Here is a 17,689-nt window from a genome sequence, read left to right as displayed (position 1 = left end):
CCGGCCGGCCGGCCGTAAAGAAACGGTAAGGCGGTCGGCGCAGGGTGAACCACATCGGTCGGCCGTCGCGGACGGCCCCGAGGGTCCACCCACCCGTTCCCGAAAGGACAGTCCCGTGTCGATGTCGACAGGTCGCCTCCTTCCCGTCCTCACCGCCCTGTTCCTGCTGGCGTCGGCCACCCCGGCGAGCGCCGCGCCCACCGGACCCGACGGGCCGGGCGGCTGGTCGGCGGCCTGGTCGGTCGCCCACCACCACCCCGTGCCGAGCAGCGACTGGCTCGGCCCGAACTGGTCCGTCCCCGGCTTCGCCGACGAGTCGGTCCGGCAGGTCGTCCGGGTCACCGCGGCCGGCTCCCGCATCCGGATCCGGGTGTCCAACCGCTACGGCAGCCAACCGTTGCGGCTGACCGGCGCCACCGTGGGCCGCAGCTCCGTCGGCGCGGCGGTGCGGCCCGGCACCCTGCGACCGGTCACCTTCGACCAGCGGCGCTCGACGAGCGTGCCCATCGGCGCCGAGACCACCTCCGACCCGGTGTTCCTGCCGGTCCGGGCATTGGAGTCGTTGACCGTCACGCTGTACTTCGCCGGCCCCACCGGCCCGGCGACCTACCACCAGGACGGGCTCACCACCTCGTACCGCGCGGCGGGCGATCACCGCTTCGACCACCGCGCGGCGGCGTTCGCCGGCGAGACCAGCCAGTCCCGGTACCACCTGGCCGGCGTGGACGTCGCCGGATCACCGCACACCCTGGGCACGGTGGTGACGTTCGGCGACTCGCACACCGACGGCTACGGCTCCACCCCCGGCGCCGACAACCGCTACCCCGACCAGTTGGCCGAGCGGCTGGTCGCCACCGGCCGCCCCCTGGCGGTCGCCAACGCCGGCATCGGCGGCAACAAACTGCTTGCCGACTCACAGTGCTTCGGCGAGCGAGGCGTCGGCCGGTTCCACCACGATGTGCTCGGGCAGCCGGGCGTCCGGTCGGTGGTCGTTCTGATCGGCATCAACGACATCGACGGTGGCGGCTACCCCGACTTCGGCTGCGGGGCCTCGCCGGTGGTGACCGCCGGACAGCTCATCGACGGCCACCGGGCGCTGATCCGCGCCGCCCGGGCCCACCGGGTCACCGTCGTCGGCGCCACGCTGCCGCCCTTCAAGGGCTCGTACGGCTACACCCAGGAGAAAGAGGCGGTACGCGACGAGGTGAACCGCTGGATCCGCACCAGCGGCGAGTACGACGCCGTGGTCGACCTCGACCGGATCCTCGCCGATCCCACCGACCGGGACGCCCTGCGACTGGCGTACGCCGACGTCGACTCCCTGCACCTCAACGACACCGGGGCGACAGTCGCCGCCGTCGCCGTCGCCGCCCAGATCCGTTGAACAGTCGTCACCGCACCGGAGGGTGACCACATCCACCGAGGCGTGCAGCTCGACCGGGGCTGACCGGCGGCGGTCCGGACGTGGCCGAAAAAAGTTCGGCGGCCGTGTCGAGGACGGCATTGCCTGCTTCGACCGTGGGGTGAGGGCCGGGCACGACCGGCCCCACCGGCAGGCTGACACCGACACACCAAGGAGTGGACCGATGACGAAGGTGACGACCGGGGCGACGATGTCGTTGGACGGCTACATCGCGGACGCCTCCCACGGCGGCTTCGAGCACCTCTTCCGGTGGTACGGCAGCGGCGATGTCGAGACGCCGACGGCCAACCCCGAGATGACGTTCCGGACGTCCGCAGCGAGCGCGCAGCACCTGCGGGACCTCAACGCGCGCACCGGGGCGCTTGTCGTCGGCCGGCGGCTGTTCGACATGACCAACGGTTGGGGCGGCCGGCACCCGATGGACGTGCCCGTCGTGGTCGTCACGCACACCGTGCCGGAGGGCTGGGAGCCGGAGAGCGACTCCTTCGTCTTCGTCACCGACGGCATCGCCAGCGCCATCGACCGGGCGAAGGCGCTCGCCGGTGACAAGGAGGTCGGCGTCAACGGTGGCACCATCGCGGCCCAGGTCGCCGAGGCCGGCCTGCTCGACGAGGTGCACGTCGACCTCGTCCCGGTCGTGCTCGGCGCCGGCATTCCGTTCTTCGCCGGCCTGACGATCGCGCCACTGCAGCTCGACGGCCCGTTCCGCGTCGTCGAGGGCGACGGCGTCACGCACCTTGCCTACCGCGTACGCCCGGCGGCCTGAACGCCTCGGGGGCCGGCCCGCACGGTCCGGCCCCGGCCGTACGCGGCGGAGACCGGCGTGGGCGCGGGACCGGGTGGTTGTCGGTGCGGTGTGCTGAGCTGTCCGGCATGGAGTACTCGCGATATCTCGACTGTCTCGCGGACGACTTCGCCCGCCTGCGCGCCTCGTCCCGACAGGTCCCACCGCTGAGACGGCGCGAAGGCTCTGGCGGAGCCGGCGTCCCGGCGGTATGCTCCGCCGCGATGATCACTTCCTCTCTTTTCAGATTGGGGGTCCGATCCGCGAACGGTGAGTGCTGATGCACTCCCGGGCCGCGAATGCGGATTCTCGACTGTCCTTCTGGCAGAGCGTGCGCGAGTTCGCCGTTCCGCCGTCCATGATCGAGCGCGCGACCGCTCGCCGCCGGGTCGGTGACTGGGCCGGGGCGTGCGCCGCAGCGCGTGTCGATGCCGACATCAACCTGCGCGCGCTCGCCGGCCGCCACGGTCGGGAGCTGGCGGCACGGGTCCGCGCCGACCTCCGTCAGCTGGCCCCGGACCTGCTGCGCTGGCATCTGCCGAGGGTCGCTCCCGACGGTCTGCTGCGTCCGGGCCTGATCGTCTCGCTCTCCCGGTACGACCCGGAGCGGCCCGGCGGCGGCCCGGTGCACCTGGTTGCCCGGACTCCGCCGGCCTGGGCCGACGCCGGGCAGCGGATCAGCCTCGGGTTGTGGGACGGGTCGCGCCGCGGGTCCGGCGCGCATCCTCACCCCGACCGGCGATTCCGGCTCGACCTGCATCGTCACCTGTGGGACGCGCGTCGGGCCGGTGAGCTGCGGACTCGATCCGGTGCGGACCGGCTGCCGTGGGACACCCCAGCCTCGGTCGTCCCCGACGAGTGGGGAGGGGCGGCGCGGGCGTCCGGGCACGCGACGGACCGATGGGTGGCTGAGGCGGCGCTTCTGCTCCGTGCCGAAGGGCGTACCGGCGGAGCTGTCACCGTGCGACTCGGCGGCGGACGTCGGCTGGTCCTTGAGGTGGCCCCGGCCGGGCACGACGAGTCGCCTTCGGCACGTGTCTCCCAATCGGGCGGGCCAGGGTTGCCGGTGCTGCCCGACGCGGCGACCTGGGTGCTGCCCGATCTGGCGCTGCTGCGGGCCGGGCTGGTCGAGGCCGACCGGCTGCACCCGCTGGTCGCGTCGGCGCTCGTGCCTGAGCATCCGGTGTCGACCGGCCCCACCGCACCGAAGCGCGCCGAACTGCCGCGCCTGGTGCCGTGCCGAGGCGCCCTTCATCGCATCGGCCTGGTCGGGGGCGTGCTCGCCGCACTGGACCACGACCCGGCCGAGATCCGCCGGGAGGAATTGCTGGCCGCGCTCACCGGGACCCCGCTGCCCTGTCTGCGGGCGATCGACGAGGCGCATCGACAGCCCGATTGCCTGCCCGACGTGCGGGCCCGCCTGGACCACGGGGACGCCGCCGGCGCGCTGGCCACCGTCGAGGCGTTGCTCGGCCCCAAAGCGCTTCTGCGCGACGGGTCCCTGCGTGACGAACTCGAAACCGCCGCGCAGCGGCGGATAACCCACGGCCTGTTCCGGGCCGGCCTGATCGGGGCCGAGCGGGGCCCCACCGCGCCGGAACCTCGCCGCTCAGGTGCGCGACGCCAGCGCTCGCGGCACGCGACAAACCGCTGATCGCGGACCCCCCACTTCACCCGCCACGAACCCAACGGTGATGACCATGCCTGCAACCAGTCCTCAGCTCGACGTCGCCGGCGACCTGCTCGCTCTGCTCGGCGCGACCACCACCGAACCGCGCCCCGACACCCAGCTGGCAGCCCTGACCCTGACCGTGGCGGCCGACCTGCCCGTACTCCTCTGGGGTGAGCCCGGCATCGGCAAGACGGCCGCCCTGACCCACCTGGCCACCACCCTGGACCTGCCACTGACCACAGTCGTCGCCAGCGTCCATGAACCGTCCGACTTCTCGGGGCTGCCGATCATCGGCGCCGACCCCGCGAACCAGGGCGTCCCGATGGCCCCACCGGACTGGGCCGTGCGCCTGGTCCGGGCCGGTCGAGGGCTGCTGTTCCTCGACGAGTTGTCCACCGCCCCGCCGGCCGTTCAGGCTGCCCTGTTGCGCCTCGTGCTGGAGCGGCGCGTCGGTGCCCTGCGGCTGCCGCCCGGCGTACGGATCGTCGCCGCCGCCAATCCCCGGTCGTCGGCGGCCGACGGCTGGGAGCTGAGCCCGCCGCTGGCCAACCGCTTCGTCCACCTTCGGTGGATCCACGATCACGAGGTCGTCGTCCGTGGACTGGGCGGCACGTGGCCTCGGGCGGCGCTGCCCCGCCTCGACCCGGAGCTGTTGCCGGAGGCCGTCGCCTTCGCCCGCCGCGCGGTTTGCGGCCTGCTGGCGGTCCGCCCGGATCTCGTGCACCGGCTGCCCACCACCGATGCCGCCCGGGGCGGGCCGTGGCCGTCGCCCCGTAGCTGGGAGATGGCACTGCGGTTGACCGCCTTCGCGACCGCGGCCGGCGTCTCCCGCGAGGTGCTGTCCACGCTGGTGCGGGGCACCGTGGGCGACGGCCCAGGGCTGGAGCTGCTGGCCAGCATGGACCGGATGGACCTGCCCGACCCGGAGGACCTGCTGGCCGACCCGGCGACGGCCGTCCTGCCCGAACGGGGCGATCTGCGCCAGGCGGTGCTGGACGCCGTCGTGGCGGCGGTCCGCAACCGCCCGGAGCGGTCGCGGTGGGACGCGGCATGGGCTCTGCTGGCCCGGGCCGTGGACACCGGAGCGCCGGATCTGGTCGTGGTTCCCGCGACCAACCTCGCCACCCTGCGCCGGGAGGACTGGGACGTCCCCGACACGATCGAGCGCCTCGGCGGGGCGGTGTCGCTGTCCCGGCGGGCCGACCAGGCGACGGCCCGCGTCGCGGCCGCCGCCGGGGTGCGACGGTGAACGCCCCGAACGCGACGACACTGGACGCCGACAAGCTGTACGCGGCCCGACTGCACGCCGCCCGCGTCCGGCCCTACCTGGCGACGGCGTTGTTCGCCCTGCATCCGGTGGCGTCCCGGCAGGTGCCGACGATGGCCGTGGACCGGCACTGGCGTTGCTACGTCTCGCCGACGTTCGTGGACCGCACCCCGGTGGAGGAACTGGCCGGGGTGTGGGTGCACGAGGTGTCGCACCTGCTGCGCGACCACCACGGACGGGGCGACCGGGTCGCTCGGGAACGAGGGCTGAGCGGCCCGGGGGAGCGCCTGCGGATGAACATCGCCGCGGACTGCGAGATCAACGACGACATCTTCGGTGACGGGCTGGCGACGCCCGAGGGTGCCGTCGAGCCGGCGTCGTTGGGCCTCAACCCGGGAGAGCTGATGGAGGACTACCTGCGTCAGTTCGGGCTCGGCCCGCGTACCCAGGATCTGGTCTGGTTGGACTGCGGCAGCGGCGCGGACGGGCTGGCGCGGGAGTGGGACCTGGGACCGGACGGCGCGCACGGCCTCAGCGAGCAGGAGCGCGACGCGGTCCGGTTCCGGGTGGCGGAGGGCATCACCGGGCACCCGGGGTCCGTACCCCTGGGGTGGCGGCGGTGGGCGGAGGAGGCGTTCCATCCCCCGCAACCGTGGCGGGACCTGCTGGGTGCGGCGATCCGCTCGGCGGCGGTGGCCGCCGGGGTCGGCGCGGACCACACCTACGGCCGGCCGTCCCGGCGGTCCGCGAGCCTGCCCGGTGTGATCCTGCCCAGCCTGCGGCGCCGACCTCCGACGGTCTGCGTCATCGTCGACACGTCCGGGTCGGTCAGCGACGCCGAGTTGGGCAGCGCGCTGCTCGAGGTGGCGGCGATCTGCCGAGCCGTCGGCGGGCGGCGCGACCTGGTGAGCGTGTTGCCGTGCGACGCGGCGCCCCAGATCGTGCACTCCCTGTGCCGCGCGGGGGAGATCCCACTGATCGGCGGTGGCGGCACGGATCTGCGCACGGGCTTCGCCCGCGCGCTGCGGGCACGGCCCTGCCCGGACGTCATCGTGGCGCTGACCGACGGGCAGACGCCCTGGCCGACCGCCCGTCCGGCCTCCCGGACGGTCGTCGGCCTGTTTCCCCGACGCCGCACGTCCTGGAACGAGGAAGTGGACGAGGTGCCGCAAACGCCGCCGGCCTGGGCGCGAGTGGTGACCATCGGGCGGGCCTAGAATCGACGATGTTCGCTGCCTGGTGCGGTGGCGTCGCTGGGGGCTACCACGAAGGGCGGTGCGGACGATGGGACCGGACGAGCGGCGACGGTTGTTCGAGCAGGCGCGGGAGCGCGCGACGCGACAGGGCACCTGGGCGGAGGCCGACCGGTTGTGGGTCCGGGTGATCGAGGCGTACCGGGAGGCCGTGCGGGGTCCGGGTGCGGCCCTGCAGGATCAGCAGCAGTTGGCCCGGGCGCTGTGGCGGCACAGCATGCTCCTGTCCGCGATGGGCAGGGCCGCCGACGGGACGGCTCCCGGCGGTGAGGCGGTGGTCGTCTTCGAGCGGGTGTACGACGCCGTGGCGGCCCAGGGCGGGAACGTGGCGGCCTCGCCCCGGGACGACGCCCTCGCCGAGCTGATCACCGCCCTGGTGGACCTGGCCGAGGTCTCGTTCGCCGCCGGTCAGCCCGCCACGCGGCGGGACCTGCTGGAACGGGCCGTGACGATGGGCCTGACCTCCGCCGGGAATCCGCCGTCCGCCGGGCCCCGCACCCGGGAGGCGATGGGCACGGCCTACCACAACCAGGCGACGGCGCTGCTGCACCGGCACCTCACCCGGCCGTCGTCGGGCGACGGCGCCCAGGAGGCGGCGCTGGCGGCGTCGCGGGCCTGCGAGCTGCGGCAGGGGCTGCTCGACCTGGCGCGTCCGCTGACCTTCTGGGAGATGGCCAACACCTACGGGGTGTACGCCCAGTGCCTGATCCTGATCGGCGACCTCGACCGGGCGGCCATGGTCCTGGGCATGGGCAACCGCTTCGTGGAGACGCTGGGCCCGGCCGCCGAGGAGCCCGCCCAGAAGCTGCGGGTGGCGGCCGAGATGCTGGCCCGGGCGAAGGGTGGGTCGGGGGGCGCGACCGGTTCGCGCCGTTGGGGCCGGCGGCGGGGGTGACCTGCCGACCGGCGCGCATCCGCCCGCTCCGGCTTGCATGGCATCGTCGTTGATCGATACTGTGCGTGCAGGCGCCGCCCCGCCGCAGACCATCACCGTCGATCCGAAGCGGGTTCCGCATGCGCACACTGAGACTTGTCACGTCGCTGGCCGTCGCCGGCCTGCTCGCCGGCACGGTGGCGATGATCGCCACGCCGGCCAGCGCGGCAACTGCCGCGTTCTCCGTGACGAACAGCTGGGGCAGTGGCTATCAGGGCCAGGTCACGGTCACCAACGACACCTCCGCGCCGATCAACGGTTGGCGGGTCGAGTTCGACCTGCCGGCCGGCACGAGCATCAGCCAGTCGTGGAACGCCCAGCAGGTGACCTCCGGCAGCCACTACACGTTCAGCAACGTGTCGTGGAACGGCGCACTCGGCGCCGGCGCGTCGACGTCGTTCGGCTTCCTGGTCAACGGCTCCGGCACTCCGGTGAACTGCACAGTCAACGGCGCCGGCGTGTCCTGCACCGGCGGCACGACGCCCACGACCCCGCCGCCCACGACCCCGCCGCCGACGACGCCGCCCCCCACGACTCCGCCGCCGACGACCGGCACGCCTGTGCAGCGGTACGGGCAGCTACGGGTCTGCGGCACGACGATGTGCGACAGGTCCGGCGCGCGGGTGCAGCTGCGCGGCGTCAGCAGCATGTGGCTCAACTGGGAGACCGCTCCCTACGCCGAGAACCTGTCCGCGCTGACCTGGATGCGCGACAACTGGAACCTCCAGGTGATCCGCGCGGCGATGGGCGTGGAGCCCGCCGGGGCGTACCTGAGTGACCCGGGCAGGGCGCGGGCGCAGGTGGAGACCATCATCAACAACGCGGTCACCGCCGGGGTGTACGTGATCGTCGACTGGCACGCGCACGAGGCGCAGAACAACCAGTCCCAGGCGGTGGCGTTCTTCGGTGACCTGGCACGCCGCTACGGTCACCTGCCCAACGTCATCTGGGAGACGTGGAACGAGCCGTTGCAGTTCAGCTGGACCGGCGTCATCAAGCCGTACCACCAGGCGGTCGTGTCCGCGATCCGCGCCGTCGACCCGGACAACATCGTCGTGCTCGGGACGCCGACGTGGTCGCAGGACGTGGACGTCGCGGCGGCCAGCCCCGTCTCCGGCACCAACCTCATGTACACGCTGCACTTCTACTCGTGCACCCACGGCGCGTCCCTGCGCGCCAAGGGTGACGCGGCGATCCGGGCCGGCCTGGCGCTGTTCGTCACCGAGTGGGGCGCCAGCAACGCCGACGGCGGCCTCGACGGCCGGGCCTGTCTGCCGGAGGCGCAGTCCTGGATCGACTGGATGAGGGCGAACGGCATCTCCTGGACCGCCTGGAAGCTCGACGTCGGCACCGACACCACGAACCTGCTCAACCCTGGCGCGCCGGTGACCGGCGGGTGGAACAACTACCTGCACGGCCACGCGCCGTTCGTGGTCGCGAACATGAGGTAACCCGGCCGCGCTTGATCAACTCCAGATCGCCGATGTCGGGGTGTCCCGCTGGCCCGGACACCCCGATGTCGCCGATCCCGTTTCGACCACCCAGGCGCGGTCCTCGGAGCGGCATCCGCTGGCCCTGTGATGGGATACGACAATGGTCGAATCGCGGGCGCCGATGTTAGAGATGCTGTGGGAGCCGGACGACCCACGTCACGCGCTCGACGATCGGTTCGGCTTTGGCGATGCGGAGTCGGCCGGCCGCTGGGTCGCCGCGATGCTGAAGGAGCACTGGGGCGTTCGCATCGACACCTGCGAGCGAATCGTCATGAGCGGGGGCAACGCGATAGCTTGGGTCGGCACGCCGTCCGGCCGACTGCTCGCGAAATGGTCGGTAGTGCTCGAGCGTTTTCCGCGTCTGATGGAGACGGCGCGTCTCACGAGCTGGCTCCACGGCCGAGGGCTGCCGGTTTCGCCACCGGTTCCCACACGAGAAGGCGGCCTTCAGGTCGAGGTCGGCGGTGTCTCGATGGGCCTGCAGCGCGAGATCGTGGGCGACCTCCTCGACACCGCTGATCTCAACCAGGTGCGGGCGGCCGGAGTCATACTCGCCCGATTGCAGGACGCGCTGGCCGCATACCCGGACGCCGATCAGCTTCTCGCCCCCGCCGTCGCGTTGACGCCGTTGACGGCCCGGGTCACCGACTGGCTCGACTCCCGCGCCGACCATCTGCCGATGGCCGCTCGTGACACACTGCGCGGGTTGGTCGCCAGCGCGCCGCCCGACCGGCTTCCCCGCCAACTCGTCCATTTCGATTTCCGCTCCGCCAACATCCTGTGGGCCCGCGGCGAGGTCGCCGCGATCCTCGACTTCGAGGAGGCCCAGCATGATCACCGAATCGTCGAGCTGGCCCGCGCGGCGGTCCTGCTCGGCACCCGCTACCACAACTGGGGGCCGGTGTCGGCCGACGTTCGCGCGGAATTCCTCACCAGCTACCAGTCCGAGCGTCCGCTGACCCCGGCCGAGGCGGGCTGGTTGACCATCCTCCTGCTCTGGCAGGCCCTGGCGATGGTGCCGCCCGGCGACGACCCGACAAGGTGGGGACCGTCGGCCTTGAGCCAGCTGAGCCAGGAAACGGCAGAGTAGCCCGCACCTCGTCGCCACCCGCACCGAGCACCGGTCGCCGCGACCATCGAGTACGCACAAACCCCGAGCCGGTAGCCGGGTCCGGTCAGCGTGACCTCGGCACGGGCGGCCGGGACGTGTCGGCCGCGAAGTCGATCCGCATGACCACCCGACGCAGCGTGGGGTGGCTGACCTCGGTGAACCCGGCCTCCTCGAAGACCTGCCGAACCCCGACGTGCGCCTCGCCCCAGGTGATCTGCTTGCCGCCCTCGGCGAGCATCGGGTACGCCTCCAGCGCCCGGGCGCCACGCGCCCGCGCGAAGCCCACCGCGGCGCGGGCCAGGGGGTAGGTCAGCCCGCGGCCCCGGTAGCCCTTGCGGACCACCAGGCAGGTTACCGCCCAGACGGCGTCGTCGTCCTTGTCCTCGTCGCGGCCGAGCCAGGGCACCCGCTGGTTGCGCAGCTTGGGGTACGCCGTGCGCGGCTCGACCGCCACCCACCCCACCGGCTGGTCGTCGAGGTACGCGACCAGTCCGCTGGTGTCCGTGGCGTCCGGCTCACCACAGCGGGTCTGCTCGCGGGATGCGGCGGTCCGCTCCTCCTGTGTGGACGCCTGCCACAGCCAGCCTCGGACCTTGAACCACTGACACTGGCAGCGGCCCGCGTCGGCCGTGCCGAAAACGTCCTGGAGATCTTCCCGGGACGCCTCGTTGGCGGGCACGATCCGGACGTCCTGGTCGCCGATCGGCCCCTGGGTCACATCACTCAGATCGGTCATGCCGCATCTCTCCGATGATCGTCTCGATCAGGTCCGTCGATTCTGCCTCGGTCGGGATACCGGTGTCCGAAGGGGATCAGCGGTGCCGATCGTCGCTGGGCGATGCCGGGACAGAACGGTGCGTCACCTTAACGCGCCGGAAACACCCCCGGTACTAAGCCTGGGAACGCTCGTCGGACAGTCGAGACCACCGACACGCGAACCGGGGTGACCATGGTCGACAACACCACGAACGCGGCGACGTTCGACGGGCCGGTGGACCGTTCCGGCAACGGCCGGGCGGCGCCCACGCCCCGTCCCGCCCTGGCGACGGCGCTGCACGACGATCCGGCAGACCTCGCCACCATCGGCGTGGAGGAGGAGTTCCACGTCGTCGACCTGCACACCCGGGAGCTGGTGCCCCGGGCCGGGGAGCTGCTCGACCGGCTGCCGGCCACCTCGTTCACCGCCGAGCTGCACCGCAGCGTGGTGGAGACCAACACCGCGGTCTGCCGCACCCTGGACGAGATCCGCGCCGAGCTGACCCGGTTGCGCCAGTCGGCGGTCCAGGTCGCCGACCGGGCCGGGCTGGGCATCGTGGCGGCCGGCACGGTGCCGCTGCGCGCCGACGGCGACCCGAGCGTCACGCCCACCTCGCGCTACCGTCGGATGCTCGACGAGTACCAGATGCTCGCCCGGGAGCAGTTGATCTGCGGCGCGCAGGTGCACGTCGGCGTCTCCGACCGGGACCTGGCGGTGGCCGTGACCAGGCGGGTCCAGCCGTGGCTGCCGGTGCTGCTCGCCCTGTCCACCAGCTCGCCGTACTGGATGGGTCAGGACAGCGGCTACGCCAGCGTCCGGTCGCTGGTCTGGCAGCGCTGGCCCACGGCCGGTGACCCGGGCGAGGTGACGAGCGCCGCCGACCATGAGGCGCTGGTCGCCGAGCTGATCTCCTCGGAGACCATCACCGATCCTGCCATGATCTACTTCGATGTCCGGCCGTCGGCGCACGTCCCCACCGTGGAGCTGCGCGTCACCGACGCCAACGCCGACGTGGAGACCATCGTCCTGCTCACCGGGCTGTTCCGGGCGCTGGTGCGCCGGGAGGTCGCGGCCCTGCGGGCCGGCGTCGAGCGCACCGCCGTCCGGCCGCCGGTGCTGCGCGCCGCAGTGTGGCGGGCCGCCCGCTCCGGGCTGGAGGGCGACCTGCTCGACCTGCCCCGCTCGGCCCGGCCGGTGCCGGCCGCCGAGGCGGTGCGCCGCCTGGTGACCGACCTGCGCCCGCAGTTGGAGGCGACAGGTGACTGGGAACAGGTCCGCGAGCTGACCCGGTACGCGCTGGAACGCGGCAGCTCCGCGGCACGGCAGCGGCGGGCGTACGAGCGGCGGGGCCGGCTGGCCGACGTGGTCGACCTGCTGCTCGACGAGACCCGGGGCCGGGTGCGTACGCCTCTGCCCGGTACGTCGCCGCCGCCCGCGCTGTCCACGTACGCCGACGCCGGCGACGAGGTCTTCGGCCCGGAGGGGCCGGAGCCGGCGTTCCGTCCGCTGCTCGCCGCCCTGCGCACCCTCGGCGCCGCGGGCCTGCGCCAACGCGAGCACGACCGGGACGAGGAGCAGCGCGCCCGGGGCGTGACCTTCAGCGTGGCCGGTGAGGCAAGCACCCGGCTCTTCCCGGTCGACCTGGTGCCCCGGGTCGTGCCTGCCGACGACTGGCGGGCGCTGCGGACCGGCCTGGTGCAGCGCGCCCGCGCGCTCGACGCGTTCCTGCGTGACGTGTACGCCGACCGGGCGGTCGTGGCCGACGGGGTCGTGCCGGCCTGGGTGGTGGAGTCCTCGCCGGGGCTGCGCCCCACCGGAGCGCTGATGGGCCGGCGCGGCACACGCGCACAGGTGTCCGGAACCGATCTCGTCCGCGACCCGGACGGCGGCTGGTACGTGCTGGAGGACAACCTGCGGGTGCCCTCGGGCATCGGCTATGCCGTGCAGAACCACCGGCTCACCCGGGCGGTGCTGCCCGAGCTGCCGGTGCCCGACGACCTGCTGCCCGCCGACGAGACACCCGCGATGCTGCACCGGGCGCTGCTCGCCGCCGCGCCCGCCGCCGCCGACGACCCCGCGGTGGTGGTGCTCAGCAGCGGCCCGGGCGACCCGGCCTGGTTCGAGCACCGGCTGCTCGCCGACGAGATGGGCGTGCCGCTCACCGAGAGCGGCGACCTGCTGGTGTCCGACGGGCGCGTCCACCTGGTCCGGGAGGGACGCCGCAGCCAGGTCGACGTGCTCTACCTGCGGATGGACGAGGATGCGTTGCTGCACGCCCCGGGGGCCGACGGCGTGCCGCTGGGCTGGCCGCTGCTGGCGGCGGTGCACGCCGGGCGGCTCACGCTTGCCAACGCGCTGGGCAACGGCGTGGGCGACGACAAGGCGCTGTACGCGTACGTGCCCCGGCTCATCGAGTACTACCTGGGGGAGAAGGCGCTGCTCGGCGACGTGCCGACGTACCTGTGCGGGCTGCCCGAGCACCGCGCCGAGGTGCTGGGCCGGCTCGACGAGCTGGTGCTCAAGCCGGTCGACGGGTACGGCGGGGACCGGGTGGTGATCGGCCCGCGCGCCGAGGCGGAGGAGTTGGACGCCGTCCGGGAGCAGATCCTCGCCGCGCCGCACCGGTGGATCGCCCAGGAGGTGGTCGCGCTGACCACCCACCCGGTCTTCGACGGTACGGCCCTCGCGCCGCGCCACGTTGACCTGCGGGCGTTCGTGTTCCTCGGCGAGACTGCGGAGGTGGCGCCGGTGGCGCTGACCCGGGTCGCGCCGGCCGGCAGCATGATCGTCAACTCGTCGCGGGGCGGTGGGTCGAAGGACACCTGGCTGCTCGGTGGAGCCGGTCAGCCCCCGGTGTAACTCACGCTTGACGCAGATGTCATCGGGACGCAACCCGGTCCGCCAAGCCTGGACCGGTCAGCGGCCCGAGCGGACCGAGCCGATGAGAGGTGTGTGCCATGTGCGGTATCGGAGGCGAGTTCCGCCTCGACGGGGCGCCACCGGACCTGGCGGCGTTGGAGCGGATGCTCCCCGTCCTGTCCTCCCGTGGCCCGGACGGTGAGGGGAGCTGGCAGCACGGCCCGGCGGCGCTTGTGCACCGCCGGCTGCGCATCATCGACCTGTCCGACACCGGCGCGCAGCCGATGGTCGATCCCGAGCTGGGCCTCGCCCTGGTCTTCAACGGCTGCATCTACAACTACCGGGAGCTGCGCGACGAGCTGACCGCCGCCGGTTACTCCTTCCGGTCCACCTCCGACACGGAGGTGATCCTCAAGGCGTACCACAGGTGGGGGACCGCCTGCGTCGAGCGCTTCTACGGGATGTTCGCGTTCGCCCTGGTGGAGCTGGCCACGCACACGCTGGTGCTGGCGCGCGACCGGCTCGGCATCAAGCCGCTCTACCTGGCCGAGACGCCGGGCCGGATCCGCTTCGCGTCGACCCTCCCGGCGCTGCTCGCCGCCGGTGACGTGGACACCGACCTCGACCCGGTGGCGCTGCACCACTACATGAGCTTCCACTCGGTGGTGCCGCCGCCGCGCACCATCCTGGCGGGCGTCCGCAAGCTGCCCCCGGCCACCGTGCGGGTCGTCACCGCCGACGGCCGCAGCACCGACACCGTGTACTGGCGGCCGGAGTTCACCCGCGCCGCCGCGCCGGCCATGTCCGCCGACGAGTGGCAGGAACGGATCATGGCGGCGCTGCGGACCGCCGTACGCCGCCGGATGGTCGCCGACGTGCCGGTGGGCGTGCTGCTCTCCGGGGGGCTCGACTCCAGCCTGATCGTCGCCCTGCTCGCCGAGCAGGGTCAGACCGGGCTGGCCACCTTCAGCATCGGCTTCGAGGCGGCGGCGGGGGAGAGCGGCGACGAGTTCCACTACTCCGACCTGGTGGCCCGCGAGTACGGCACCGACCACCACCAGATCCGCATCGGCGCGGCCCGGTTCGTGCCGGCGGTGCACGAGGCCATCGCGGCGATGAGCGAGCCGATGGTCAGCCACGACTGCGTCGCGTTCCACCTGCTCTCCGAGGAGGTGTCGCAGCGCATCACCGTGGTGCAGTCCGGCCAGGGCGCCGACGAGATCTTCGCCGGCTACGACTGGTACCCGCCGATGGCGAACGTCGCACGCGCGGACGCCGTCGAGGCGTACGCCCGGGTGTTCTTCGATCGTCGGCACGACGCGCTCGCCGGGCACCTGGCGCCCGAGTGGATGCTCGACCACGACGCGAGCCTGGAGTTCGTCACCGCCCACTTCGGCGCGCCGGGCGCGGACACCGCGCTCGACGCGGCGCTGCGCCAGGACAGCCTGGTGATGCTCGTCGACGATCCGGTCAAACGGGTCGACAACATGACGATGGCGTGGGGGTTGGAGGCCCGGGTGCCGTTCCTCGACCACGAGGTCGTCGAGCTGGCCGCCGCCTGCCCACCGGCGCTCAAGCTGGCCCAGGGCGGCAAGGGCGTGCTGAAGGCCGCGAGTCGGGGCATCGTGCCCGACGAGGTGATCGACAGGCCGAAGGGCTACTTCCCGGTGCCCGCCATCCGGCACCTGTCCGGTCCGCTGCTCGACGACGTGCGGGACGCGCTGACCGCGCGCCCGGCGCGCGAGCGCGGCCTGTTCCGCAAGGACTACCTGGAGGAGTTGCTGGACGCGCCGAACGCCCGGCGGACCACGTTGGGCTCCAACGCGCTCTGGCAGCTCGGGCTGCTGGAGCTCTGGTTGCAGCGGATCGGGGTTTAGATGAGCGTACGGACGCAAGCGCCGCGCACCACCCTCCTGGCGCACCTGACCGCGCACCGGCCGGTGCCGCCGCTGCCGGCCGGCGAGGACTTCGCGCCCGCGCCGTCGCCGGACGGCCGACGGGTGGCGTACCTCTCCGACCGGGCCGGCACCCCGGCCGTCTGGGTGCGCGACGTCGACGCCGCCGAGGCCGTCGCGCTGCCCAGCGGCGACGAACCGGTGCTGGCGGTGAGCTGGTCCCCGGACGGGCAGTGGCTGGCCTGCGTCGTCGCGCCCGGTGGCGCTCCCCGCACCGAGCTGTGGGTGCTGCGCCCGGACGGCACGCAGCGCCGCCAGGTCGCCGGGTTCGGCCGGCGCAGCGCGGCCCTGTCCGGTTGGCTGCCCGGCGGCGCGCTGATGGCGGTCACCGAGACCGCCGAGCGGGGCACCGCCGTGCTCGTCGACGCCGACACCGGGCACCGGCGGGTGCTCGCCGAGGGCGACCTGCTCACCCTCCTGGACGTCAGCCCGGACGGCGGGTCGGCCCTGCTGCGGCGCGGTCCGCGCAACGCCCGCTGGCTGGAGCTGCTGGACGTGGCCACCGGCGACCGGGTACGCCTGCTGCCGGACACCGGCCGGGGCAGCACCGACCAGGGCTGGTTCGGCCCCGACGGGACGAGCGTGCTGGCGCGTACCGACGCGTTCTCGGAGCTGGCCGCGCTGGTACGCGTCGACCTCACGCGCCCGGCGTCGATGCCGACGCCGACGCGCCTCGCCGGCCGTCCGGACGCCGAGCTGGAGCACGTCGCGCCCAGCGTCGATCGGCGACGCGTCGCGCTGCTGTGGAACACCTACGGCGGGCGCAGCGAGCTGAGCCTGCTCGACCTCGCCAGTGGCGTGCAGCGGGCCGTAACCGCACCGGGGGAGGTGCTCGACGGCGCCGTCTTCGCCGCCGACGCCGACCTGCTCTGCCTCACCGCGCAGGGGCCCGTGCAGCCCCGGGAGGTCTGGCTTGTCGATCCGGCGACCGGGACGCCCCGGCCGCTGCGGCCGGACACCGGCGCCGCGCGTACGGGCGACAGCGGTGTCGCCCCGCAGCTCGTCGACCTGCGCGCCCGCGACGGGTTGCCGCTGTCCGGCTGGCTCTACCGCCCGCCCGGTCCGGGCCCCTGGCCGACGGCGATCAGCCTGCACGGCGGCCCCGAGGCGCAGGAGCGTCCCGGCTACAACCCGCTGTTCCAGGCCCTCGTGGCGCAGGGCGTCGCGGTGTTCGCGCCAAACGTGCGCGGTTCGTCCGGCTTCGGCCGCACCTTCGTCGCCGCCGACAACCTCGCCGGCCGGTACGGGGCCATCGCGGACGTGGCGGCGTGCGCCGACCACCTGGTCGACACCGGTGTCGCGATTCCGGGCCGGCTCGGCTGTCTGGGCCGCTCCTACGGCGGCTACCTGGTCCTCGCGGTGCTGGTGAACTTCCCCGGCCTGTTCGCCGCGGGGGTGGCCGAGTGCGGCATCTCCGACTTCCGCACGTTCTACGCCAACACCGAGCCGTGGATCGCCGCCGCCGCCGTCAGCAAGTACGGCGACCCGGTGCGCGACGCCGACCTGCTGCGGGACCTGTCGCCGATGACCCGCATCGACCAGCTCGACGTGCCGGTGCTGCTGATCCACGGCGCCAACGACACGAACGTGCCGGCCGGTGAGTCGGCCCAGGTGGCGCAGGCCCTGGCCGCGCGGGACGTCCCGCACGGGCACCTCGTGCTCACCGGCGAGGGGCACGACTTCCTGGCCCGCGACAACGCCGAGACGGCGCGTACGGCCACCACCGCCTGGCTCTCCCGGCACCTCGCAGTGACGGTGGCCGCCCTCGGCTGAGGCGTTATCCTGCGCCGGTGGACGTTGCGGCGCAGGGTGAGCGGCTGGCCGCCGACCTGGGCCGGTGGCTGGCCGAGGTGACCTTCGTCGACCTGGACACCGACGACGTGACCGCGCGGATCATCGACGCGGTGGCCCGGTGGGGGCAGGCGCGGGGCTGGCGGGTCTACCGGCGCGCGCCAAGCGTGGTGCCGCTGCCGCCGCCGATGCAGCAGCGGCACTCCGTCCTGGACGTGGCGTGTGCCCGCCCGGACGGCCCGCCGGTGGTGATCGAGGTCGACCACACCGACCGGGCCCGGACGGTGCAGAAGCTGACCGCCGAGGCGGACGCCGGCCGGATCCCGATCGTGGGTGCGCGTGGGGCGTCGGCCGCTTCACCGCGCCGCCACCTCCGGTGCGGATGGTGAC

13 protein-coding genes are annotated in these 17,689 nt (G+C 73.5%); 12 read left to right on the top strand and 1 reads right to left on the bottom strand.

Annotated features, from left to right (window positions below; all coding sequences use genetic code 11):
* Positions 1–121: 121 nt before the first annotated feature.
* The 8 genes from MILUP08_RS20990 (at position 122) to MILUP08_RS20955 (ending at position 9,916) form a co-directional block, all read left to right on the top strand.
* Positions 122–1,384, top strand: coding sequence for an SGNH/GDSL hydrolase family protein (locus MILUP08_RS20990; RefSeq protein ID WP_039906369.1), 1,263 nt, complete (start codon positions 122–124; stop codon positions 1,382–1,384).
* A gap of 202 nt (positions 1,385–1,586) precedes the next feature.
* Positions 1,587–2,189, top strand: a complete 603-nt coding sequence (locus tag MILUP08_RS20985) for a dihydrofolate reductase family protein (protein WP_007461297.1) — start codon at positions 1,587–1,589, stop codon at positions 2,187–2,189.
* 298 nt (positions 2,190–2,487) lie between these two features.
* Complete coding sequence (locus tag MILUP08_RS20980; protein ID WP_007461293.1) at positions 2,488–3,861, top strand: hypothetical protein; 1,374 nt, start codon at positions 2,488–2,490, stop codon at positions 3,859–3,861.
* 40 nt (positions 3,862–3,901) lie between these two features.
* Entirely contained in the window at positions 3,902–5,128 is a 1,227-nt protein-coding gene (locus MILUP08_RS20975; protein WP_007461290.1) for an AAA family ATPase, read from the top strand.
* Complete coding sequence (locus tag MILUP08_RS20970; RefSeq protein WP_007461289.1) at positions 5,125–6,363, top strand: vWA domain-containing protein; 1,239 nt, start codon at positions 5,125–5,127, stop codon at positions 6,361–6,363. The genes MILUP08_RS20975 and MILUP08_RS20970 overlap by 4 nt, the downstream gene beginning before the upstream one ends.
* Positions 6,364–6,430: 67 nt before the next feature.
* The gene (locus MILUP08_RS20965; protein WP_007461287.1) at positions 6,431–7,294 is read left to right on the top strand and encodes a hypothetical protein; all 864 of its coding nucleotides are present in this window, start codon (positions 6,431–6,433) and stop codon (positions 7,292–7,294) included.
* 119 nt (positions 7,295–7,413) lie between these two features.
* A complete protein-coding gene (locus tag MILUP08_RS20960; RefSeq protein ID WP_007461285.1) occupies positions 7,414–8,784 on the top strand; it encodes a cellulase family glycosylhydrolase in 1,371 nt (456 codons plus the stop codon).
* Positions 8,785–8,926: 142 nt separating this feature from the next.
* Entirely contained in the window at positions 8,927–9,916 is a 990-nt protein-coding gene (locus tag MILUP08_RS20955) for a phosphotransferase (protein WP_007461283.1), read from the top strand.
* 85 nt (positions 9,917–10,001) lie between these two features.
* Here the strand turns inward: MILUP08_RS20955 and MILUP08_RS20950 are convergent, their stop codons facing one another.
* Entirely contained in the window at positions 10,002–10,673 is a 672-nt protein-coding gene (locus tag MILUP08_RS20950) for a GNAT family N-acetyltransferase (protein ID WP_007461280.1), read from the bottom strand.
* 213 nt (positions 10,674–10,886) lie between these two features.
* Between MILUP08_RS20950 and MILUP08_RS20945 the strand changes: the two genes are divergently transcribed.
* From MILUP08_RS20945 to MILUP08_RS20930, 4 genes are all read left to right on the top strand, one after another.
* On the top strand, positions 10,887–13,553 hold the full coding sequence (locus tag MILUP08_RS20945; RefSeq protein WP_007461278.1) for a carboxylate--amine ligase/circularly permuted type 2 ATP-grasp protein: 2,667 nt from the start codon (positions 10,887–10,889) through the stop codon (positions 13,551–13,553).
* 98 nt (positions 13,554–13,651) lie between these two features.
* Entirely contained in the window at positions 13,652–15,430 is a 1,779-nt protein-coding gene (locus tag MILUP08_RS20940) for an N-acetylglutaminylglutamine amidotransferase (protein ID WP_007461276.1), read from the top strand.
* Positions 15,431–17,281 carry a S9 family peptidase gene (locus MILUP08_RS20935; protein ID WP_007461274.1) on the top strand — a complete coding sequence of 617 codons (1,851 nt, stop codon included), beginning with the start codon at positions 15,431–15,433 and terminating at the stop codon, positions 17,279–17,281. It abuts the gene before it with no gap.
* Between the two features lie 17 nt (positions 17,282–17,298).
* The gene (locus MILUP08_RS20930; protein ID WP_007461272.1) at positions 17,299–17,688 is read left to right on the top strand and encodes a hypothetical protein; all 390 of its coding nucleotides are present in this window, start codon (positions 17,299–17,301) and stop codon (positions 17,686–17,688) included.
* The last annotated feature ends 1 nt before the right edge of the window (position 17,689 follow it).

The sequence above is a fragment of the Micromonospora lupini str. Lupac 08 genome (assembly GCF_000297395.2).
Taxonomy (GTDB): Bacteria; Actinomycetota; Actinomycetes; order Mycobacteriales; family Micromonosporaceae; genus Micromonospora; species Micromonospora lupini.
The sequence above is the reverse complement of the archived record's forward strand: the minus strand, read 5'-3'. Positions and strand labels throughout refer to the sequence as shown.